The 7,807-nt window shown below is 67.0% G+C and carries 9 protein-coding genes and 2 pseudogenes; 4 read left to right on the top strand and 7 right to left on the bottom strand.

What is annotated here, in order from left to right; all coding sequences use genetic code 11:
* Positions 1-275, top strand: a 275-nt coding sequence (locus BMY22_RS22080) for a transposase domain-containing protein (protein ID WP_143068599.1), incomplete at its 5' end; no start/stop codon positions are given.
* A 41-nt stretch (positions 276-316) separates the two neighbouring features.
* Here the strand turns inward: BMY22_RS22080 and BMY22_RS22075 are convergent.
* The 5 genes from BMY22_RS22075 to BMY22_RS25100 all read right to left on the bottom strand — a co-directional run bounded on the left by BMY22_RS22075 (position 317) and on the right by BMY22_RS25100 (position 4,954).
* On the bottom strand, positions 317-811 hold the full coding sequence (locus BMY22_RS22075) for an ABC transporter ATP-binding protein (RefSeq protein WP_244158969.1): 495 nt from the start codon (positions 809-811) through the stop codon (positions 317-319).
* 11 nt (positions 812-822) lie between these two features.
* Positions 823-1,827, bottom strand: coding sequence for a FecCD family ABC transporter permease (locus tag BMY22_RS22070; RefSeq protein WP_090625437.1), 1,005 nt, complete (start codon positions 1,825-1,827; stop codon positions 823-825).
* A 76-nt stretch (positions 1,828-1,903) separates the two neighbouring features.
* Positions 1,904-2,962 carry an ABC transporter substrate-binding protein gene (locus BMY22_RS22065; protein WP_090625436.1) on the bottom strand — a complete coding sequence of 353 codons (1,059 nt, stop codon included), beginning with the start codon at positions 2,960-2,962 and terminating at the stop codon, positions 1,904-1,906.
* The gene (locus tag BMY22_RS25105; protein WP_341865020.1) at positions 2,962-3,498 is read right to left on the bottom strand and encodes a porin family protein; all 537 of its coding nucleotides are present in this window, start codon (positions 3,496-3,498) and stop codon (positions 2,962-2,964) included. Before BMY22_RS25105 ends, BMY22_RS22065 begins: the two co-directional genes overlap by 1 nt.
* 526 nt (positions 3,499-4,024) lie before the next feature.
* Positions 4,025-4,954, bottom strand: coding sequence for a TonB-dependent receptor (locus BMY22_RS25100; RefSeq protein ID WP_244158968.1), 930 nt, complete (start codon positions 4,952-4,954; stop codon positions 4,025-4,027).
* A 501-nt stretch (positions 4,955-5,455) separates the two neighbouring features.
* On the opposite strand from BMY22_RS25100, the gene BMY22_RS22055 reads away from it, so the two are divergent.
* On the top strand, positions 5,456-5,686 hold the full coding sequence (locus BMY22_RS22055) for a hypothetical protein (RefSeq protein WP_090625435.1): 231 nt from the start codon (positions 5,456-5,458) through the stop codon (positions 5,684-5,686).
* 41 nt (positions 5,687-5,727) lie between these two features.
* Here BMY22_RS22055 and BMY22_RS22050 read toward each other — a convergent pair whose 3' ends face one another.
* Positions 5,728-6,774: an MBL fold metallo-hydrolase gene (locus tag BMY22_RS22050; RefSeq protein ID WP_244158967.1), complete on the bottom strand. Its 1,047-nt coding sequence runs from the start codon at positions 6,772-6,774 to the stop codon at positions 5,728-5,730.
* A 391-nt stretch (positions 6,775-7,165) separates the two neighbouring features.
* Between BMY22_RS22050 and BMY22_RS25095 the strand changes: the two are divergent.
* Positions 7,166-7,264: pseudogene (locus BMY22_RS25095) on the top strand (transcriptional regulator); the annotation flags it as partial.
* On the opposite strand, the pseudogene BMY22_RS22040 reads toward BMY22_RS25095, so the two are convergent.
* Positions 7,263-7,523, bottom strand: a pseudogene (locus BMY22_RS22040) (molybdopterin dinucleotide binding domain-containing protein); the annotation flags it as partial. The pseudogenes BMY22_RS25095 and BMY22_RS22040 overlap by 2 nt on opposite strands.
* A 76-nt stretch (positions 7,524-7,599) precedes the next feature.
* On the opposite strand from BMY22_RS22040, the gene BMY22_RS22035 reads away from it, so the two are divergent.
* On the top strand, positions 7,600-7,807 hold a 208-nt coding region (locus tag BMY22_RS22035; protein ID WP_143068598.1), incomplete at its 3' end, for a transposase family protein.

The following is a 7,807-nucleotide window of genomic DNA, read 5'->3' as shown; positions in this document are numbered from 1 at the left end:
ATACCGAGGCGGGCTACCTGCCGATCGACAACAACCGTGCCGAACGGGCTATTCGCCCGTTCGTCATCGGGCGCAAGGCCTGGCTGTTCAGCGACACGCCCAAAGGCGCGACGGCCAGCGCGCAGCTCTACAGCCTGGTGGAAACCGCCAGGGCCAACGGGCAGGAGCCCTACGCCTGGCTGCGCCACATCCTCGAGCGGTTGCCGGCAGCGCAAAGCGTCGAAGACTACGAGGCGCTGCTGCCGTGGAACTGCACTCCGACGGCGCCACTGTAAAAGACCGGCTCGGCCGTTAACAGACGGGGTTCATGGATCACTTACGGCTCGTCCATCACCAGGATGCGCGGCTCCTGGGCCAGGGCCCGGGCGATCAGCACCAGTTGGCGTTCGCCGCCGCTGATTTCCGTATAGCTGGTCCGGGCCAGGGCGGCGATGCCGAGGGTTTCCAGGGACTGCCCGGCGATTTCGCGGTCGTGCGGGCTGGGGCCGGAGAACAAACTGCCGTGGGCGGTGCGCCCCATGGCGACCACATCCTCGACCAGGAAGGGAAAGGGTGGCGTATGGGCCTGGGGGACGTAACCCACCTGGCGAGCGAACTGGCGACGCGGCCAGTGGCGGGTCGCCTTGCCGTCCAGGCGGATTTCCCCGGCGCGAGGCGGCAGCAGGCCGAGGAGGGTCTTGAACAGGGTGGTCTTGCCCACGCCGTTGGGACCCAGCAGGCAGAGCAGCTCGCCCGCCGCCAGGGTGAAGGAGAGGTTATCGAGGATGGTCCGGCGGCCGTAGCCGCAGGCCAGTGCGTGCGCTTCCAGCATGATCTTTTCCCTCAGGCCCAGGCCTTGCGGCCGCGGTTCATCAGATAGAGGAAGAACGGGGCGCCGATGATCGAGGTCACGATGCCCAGAGGCACCTCCACGGCGAACAGAGCGCGCGCCAGACCGTCCACCGCGAGCAGAAAACCGGCTCCCAGCAGCGCCGCGACAGGCAGCAGGACCCGGTGGTCCGGCCCGACCAGCATGCGCGCCAGGTGCGGCACGATCAGGCCGACCAGGCCGACGATGCCGGCAATGGCCACCGCTGCGGCAGTGACCAGGGTGGCGCTGACGATGATCGCCAGGCGCAGGCGGCCGGTTGCCAGCCCCATGGCCTTGGCTTCCTCGTCGCCGAAGCAGAGCACGTTGAGCGTCCAGGACATGGCCAGGAGGGTCGCCAGGCCGAAGAGGATCGGCGGACTGGCGAGCAGCAGGTCGGGCAGCTCGACCGAGGCCAGGCTGCCCATCAGCCAGAAGGTGATGGCGGGCAGGGTGTTGTAGGGATCGGCGACGAACTTCACCAGCGAGACGAAGGCGGTGAACAGCGTGCCGACGACGATGCCGGCCAGCACCATCACCAGCAGCGGCTCGCCCTGCCGGCCCAAGCCGGCGCCGACGGCCCAGGTGGCGGCCACGGCGACCAGTCCGCAGGCGAAGGCCAGCGTCTGGATGCCCAGCATGCCGTAGCCGAGCAGGATGGCCAGGGCCGCCCCCAGGCTGGCCCCGGCGGAGACGCCGAGAATGCCGGGCGAGACCATGGGGTTGCGGAACAGCCCCTGGTAGCTGGCGCCGGAGACGGCGAGGGCGGCGCCGACCAGCAGGGCCGCGAGGATGCGTGGCAGGCGGATGCCGAGCACCACCGCCTCGGTTTCCTCGGGCCAATCGGGGGCGATGGGCAGGATCTTCGCGGCGAGGATGGCCAGCACGGTGTCGGGCGATACGGGATAGCGGCCGATGGCGAAGGAGGCGAGGATCAGCGCGACGAGGCCCAGGCCGAGAACAAGCAGAATGCGTTTCATGAGGAATTTCCGAGTCGGGTGGGGAACTGCCCGGCGCTCGTGCGGAGCGCCGAGCCGATAGGTGGAGCGGCATGGGTTACTGCTCGGCGCCAGCGCGAGGCCTGGCCAGGTCGAGCAGGTACTGCGCATCGGCCGCGGAGATTTCCCGGTGGTAGAACAGGCGGAAATACTCCTGGGTCAGGCTGGTCAGGTCGAACGGGAAGACCTCCGGATAGAGGGTCCGGGCCAGCCAGAAGGCGCCGAGAATGCGGTTGCTGCCCGGCGGCCGGTCGAGCCAGCTGAACGGCAGCCAGGGGATCTGCAGCTCGCGGCCCTGCTTCACGGCGTTTACCGGCTGCCAGAGCGGGTTTTCCATGATGGCTTTCCAGGTGGTCAGGCGATCGGCCGCCGGCGTCCACACCAGAATTAGGTCCGGCCGCCAGAGGTAAAGCTGCTCAAGGGACACGCTACTCATGCCTTCGTCGGGCAGGTTGGCGATCTGGGCGACGTTGACGGCGCCGACGAAGTCGAGCAACTGGGTATGGCTGGAGCCGGCCGGATTGGTGGACAGGCCGTCCGGGCCCTCGGCGTAGTAGACCCGTACCCGCTTGTCCGCCGGGATGCTTCTGGCCCTTTCTGCGATCGGCTCCAGCCGGGTGGCGACGAAGTCGGCCAGTGCCTTTCCCTGATGCGGGCGCTGCAGGATCTCGCCGAGAAAGGCGAACGCCGGCTTGTACCGGTGCATGTCCAGATCGACCAACAGCACCGGCGTGTTCAGCCGGGCGGCCAGGCGTTCGGCATGTTCCATCGCCCCTGGCATGGCCTCCATGATCACCAGGTCTGGCGCCATGCGCATGACCTCCTCGTCGGATAGCCGGTTGCCCGTGCCGGGCATGATCTTGCCCTCGCGGAACGCCGGGGACAAAAAGCGCCAGGCCGGCTCGCCCAGCCGGTAGTTGTTGGCCAGCTTGTCCGGCGCCACGGCGCCGACCATGGGGATGCAGTGGCCCACTGCGTAGACTCGCCGGACTTCGTCCGGAATTCGTACCTGGCGGCCGGCCATATCGGTGACCAGCCGTTCGGCCCAGGCCGGGGCGGCGAGCAGCAGGATGGCCCCCAGGCCGAAGGCGTGCAGGGTGTGTCGGCAAATGTTCATCAGAATCGAAACCTCAGTTCGGTGCCGTAGGTGGCGCCTACGTCGCGCAGGACGCCCCAGTTGGCGGTGGCCGGATAGCCCTTGTTATTGGTGGCATAGCGCTCGTCGGCAAGGTTCTGGCCGAACAGCGCGACGCTGACGCCGTGGCCGAGCTCGCGGGTCAGGTTCAGGTTGACGGTGGTGAAGTCGCCCACGGTGTAGCCGTAGCTCAGGTAGGAATCGACCCGCACCGCACTGAGGCTGGCGCTCCAGGGGCCCTGTTGCCAGCCGAGGCGGGCGTTGTACTTGTTGTCGGGGACTTCGCTGCCGGTTTGGCCGTCCTCGTCGTTGGCGTCGTAGTAGGTCCAGCCCAGCTCGTAGCTCCAGGCGCCGCCGAGCCGACCCTGGAAGCTCACCTCGAAACCCTTGCGGATAACCTCGTCGACCGCCTTGTAGACGGTGATGCTGGTTTCCTCGCCGGTGCTCGAGTCGATGATCGGATTGCCGTCGGCGTCGCTGGTGATGCTGCCGTCGGATACCTTGGCGTTGCGCAGCACGTAGTAGAAGGGCGTCAGGCTGAGCTGCAGCGCCCGGCCGAAATGGGCGTTCAGGCCCAGCTCGTAGCGGTGGCGCTTCTCGGCGGGAAGCTTCTCGTCGTTGCGGGTGGTGATGACGTCCGGGGTCGGCGTGCGGTTGAAGGAGTAGCGGGCAGACAGGCGCCAGACCGGGTCGATCTGCTAGGCGCTGCCGAGGGAGAACAGGGTGGCGTCGTCGGTCCACTCGTCGTCGGAGAGTTCGGCCTTGCTGCCGTTTGCCAGGTATTTGTCGCCGCCCTTGACGATACGCTTGCGGTCCAGGCGGAAGGCGGCGTCCACCGACCAGGCGGCGGTGATGCGGTGCTCGAGGGTGGTGTAGACGCCGTAGACCTTCTCCTCGCGAGGGCTGTCGCTGCCTTCGCTGAGCTGGTACCACTCCACCGTCTGGGCGCCGACCTTGAAGGTGTTCTTCGCGGTGGCAACGGTGTGGGAGAGGTTCCATTCCCTGGCGCGGTCCTTGGCGTCGCTGCCGGCGACCGTGGACTTGTCAGTGGTGGTGGTGTAGGCGTAGCGGGTGCCCTTGGCCTCGGTCCAGCCGTAGGTGAGGGCGGTGGTGTGGTAGTCGTTCCACGGCCGGGCCAGGTTCACCGCGATGACCCGGGTGTCCATCGGCGCGTATTTCCAGATGTTCTTGTCTAGCACGCCGTCGGGCGTGGGGCCGCTGACCGGGTAGCGGGTACTGCCGGTGTAGGTGCCTTCGGCCCGCTGGATCTCCCGTGAGGCCTTGTTCAGGAAGAAGGAGGCCGGAGGCGATCAGTTGCTCGTCCTTCCAGCCCGCATTGGCCAGCCAGGTGTCGGCGGCGTAGGCCATGTTCCAGTTCGGCTTGCCGTTGGACTCGGAGCGCTGGTAGCCGCCGCCCAGGGTTAGCCGACCGTCCAGCCAGGAGTCGCCGAGAAAGCCCAGGGTCTTGCGGGTGTCGTAGCTGGCGTAGCTGGTCTTCAGTTCGCCGCCGTCCTTGCCCGGACCGCTCTTGCGGGTCTCGATGAGGATGAAGCCCTGGTTGGGCGAGCCGGCGTTGGCCGAGCCGAAGTCCATCAGCGGACTGATGGTGATCACCGAGGCGTCGCGCAGGAAGCGGACCGAATCGATCATCTCTACCGGCAGGTCGCCGAGCACCCGCGCACCCTGGCGGCCGATGCTCATGCCCAGCGAGCCCTCGATCAGGTCGCTGACGTCGCGGGGACGGAGCGCCTCGATATCCGCCCGCTCCAGAGTCTGCACGGCCGCCACGCTGCGTGGCAGGGCGAAGCGCTGATAGGCCGGGATGAAGGCGCCGACGGGGTCGCCGGCCGCCTCGTCCTGGTCGCCCTCGACCTGCAGGGGGCTGAGCTGCACTTCGGTGCCGGCCCGGACACTCCCGTCCGGCAGGAGGAGAATGGGGGCGAGCAGCAAGCAGGGGGCTTTCATTTGGATCATGGACACTCCCGTGGCGTGTAGAAAGGGGCGGGAATCGCATGTCAATCCCCGTGCCACGGCGCTGGAGCGTTCGAAAGGGTACGGAGCGGGGGCTGGGTACCTGGATGTCGGAATATCCGCGAGGGAAGGTGGCGTCCGCGGCGGCGGAAGGTTCCCTGGCGAACGGGGATGTACGCAGGCGTAGCGCCGGGCCGCCAGGCTGGGTTTGATGTGCCGCGCCAATGCCAACAGGCGCGCCGGTGGGCTGGCCGAATCGTCGGCCCGGGCGGGCCAGTGCTCTACCGGCAGCGCGACGAGCATCCCCTCGTAACGGCTTCCGACCTGCACCGGCAGGTGGTAGGGGGAAGCCTTCCAGCCCTCGGGAAGCGGTTCGCCCTGAGGAAATGGAAATAGGAATCACTGTCGCAGTACCCCGGTACAGGATTCGCCAGCACTACGCTTCTCCGAGGAGGTCGTGGGAAAAGCTCGCCAGGGATGGCCTGACTTGGAGGAGTGAACGCGATGACTACAACCCAACTGATCGAACACGTTGAGCTTTTCGACCAGCTCCACGAAGCTTCGGAGCGGTATCGGGAATTACCTCTGGCTAAAAAGCTGGGGTTGATCGAACAGCTTTGCGAACAGGCATCGAAGGCGGGCACCAAGGAAACCGCACCGGAACGACGCCTGTCATCGATGCCCCTCGAAGACTTCGTGAAGGCGCTTGCGGCAGCAGCGAAGGGCATGGCTTAGCTGCGGCAAATCCCAAGGCGCCGGCCGCGCCCGTGGTGCGGCTATTCCTGGAGGGGGAGCGCCGGCAGCCCGGCGTCCTGCTGCGCAGCACCCCGCCAGTCGGCCTCGGTTCCCCCACGCCACCACGGCTCCACCGCCTCGAACCGGGCCGGCTCGACCGGCTCGCCGAGGCGGGGCATCACCAGCCCCTCCGGGGCGTGCGCCAGCAGCATGTCCGCCGGTTGGGACCAGGGGTGCATCGCCAGGTTGAAGGTGCCCCAGTGCACCGGCAGGAAACGCCCGCTGCCCAGTTGTGCCCAGGCCTGCAGGGCGTTATCCGGCCCCAGGTGAATGTTCCCCCAGGCCGGATGGAAAGCGCCGACCTCGATCATCACCAGATCGAAGGGGCCGAGCCGCCGGCCGATCTCGGCAAAAGCCGGGGAGAGTCCGGTGTCGCCGCTGAAGAACACCGCATGCCGCTCGCCGCGCAGGGCGAACGACGACCAGAGGGTCGCGTTGCGATCGCGCAGCCCGCGCCCCGAAAAGTGATGCGACGGCGCGGCAGTGATCGCCAGGCCGCCCGGCAACACGGTGCGCTCCCACCAGTCGAGTTCGACGATGCGCTCGGCCGGCACGCCCCAGGCCTCCAGATGCAGGCCGACGCCGAGCGAGGTGACGAAGGGCACCCGCCGCTTGGCCAGCGCCCGGATGCTCGGATAGTCCAGATGGTCGTAGTGGTCGTGGGAGATCAGCACCGCGTCGAGCGGCGGCAGGGCTTCGATATCGACCGGCACCGGCTGGAAGCGCTTGGGGCCGAGGAAGGGCAACGGCGAGACGCGCGCGCCCCACACCGGGTCGGTCAGCACCCGGTGGCCGTCGATTTCCAGCAGCACGGTCGAATGGCCGAGCCAGGTGGCCCGCAGTCCGGTTTCGACGGGACTGGCCCAGGTCTCGCGTGGGTCGTGGGTAGGGAGAGGCCGCGCCGGTGTGCGTCTCTCGCCGCGAAACATCAGGTCGGCCAGCGTCGGCCGCCCCTCGGGCACGCGCTGTACGCTGGGGTGGTAGGTGTTCGCGAAGCCGCCGTCGGCATACTGTTTGGAGGCCTGCATGCGCTCCAGCCTGAATCCGTTGGCACGTCGGGCCGAAAAAACCATCCTGGATCTCCTGTGAAATCGTGTTCGGTGTTCGAGCCGGATTTTCCGCTCGAAGGTGTACTTGTGGTCCAGTTGGTCGGCGTTCAAGTCTGGGTCGTCACCGAGAGCATGGGCTTGAGGACGGGTGTTGGATGAGTCTTGCATTGGCCGCGCTTCAGACGCTCGCCAGCAGGTACGGCTACCAACGCAACTGAGCTGGCGGCCCGCAATCCGAGCAGAAGATTTCTGTTCCTCCAGCCGGCCCCGGCGACTGGCTGGCGCGTCGTCGACCGCCTCCTGGAAGCCTGGTAGGCGGCTCCGTCTATTTCAAAGCGGCTGGCCATGAGTCTGAGTAAAGTAAAAATGCTCCAGCAGTCGGGTTTCCGAAGTGTGGAACCGAAAGCGCAAATTGAGCCTGGCGATGATAAAGCGTCTTCATGATGGGCTGCGGCCTGCCGTACCATTCAGCGCGCCACGAAGCGCGGTGGCTGAAACGCGCTCACCGGCGGCAGTTCGCCCGTCCAGCGTTCGATCTCCACATGCGCGGTGTGCGCGCTGCAACCCTGGGACAAGCTGGAAGCCCCGACGTCGCGGGTCAGTACGTTGGGGTTGCCGTGTTTCTCCAGACTGTCCGGCGCTGCGGGATCAAGCGAGTCGTACCAGGCGCCGGTGGCCAGCTGTACCACGCCGGGCCGCACCTCGTCGCTGACGATCGCTCCCGCCACAGGGCAATCGCGCTACATCGCTCTTGCGTTGGACGAGGATTAGCGGTAACGGACAAGACTTTTCCGAGCCCCCATCATGCTGCCCAATCCCCAGCCCTACTTTGCCAGGCTCGTCGACCCACGGCGCGAAACCCGCAACAAGCTGCACGCCCTGCAGGACATCGTCATGATCACGCTCTGCGCCACCCTGTGCGGTTATGACGACTGGGTCGGCATCGAGGACTTCGCCCACGAGAACGAAGCCTGGCTGCGCGAGTTCCTGCCGCTGCCCAACGGTATTCCCT

The organism is Azotobacter beijerinckii (assembly GCF_900110885.1).
GTDB lineage: Bacteria > Pseudomonadota > Gammaproteobacteria > Pseudomonadales > Pseudomonadaceae > Azotobacter > Azotobacter beijerinckii.
This window is presented reverse-complemented; position numbering and strand designations above follow the sequence as displayed.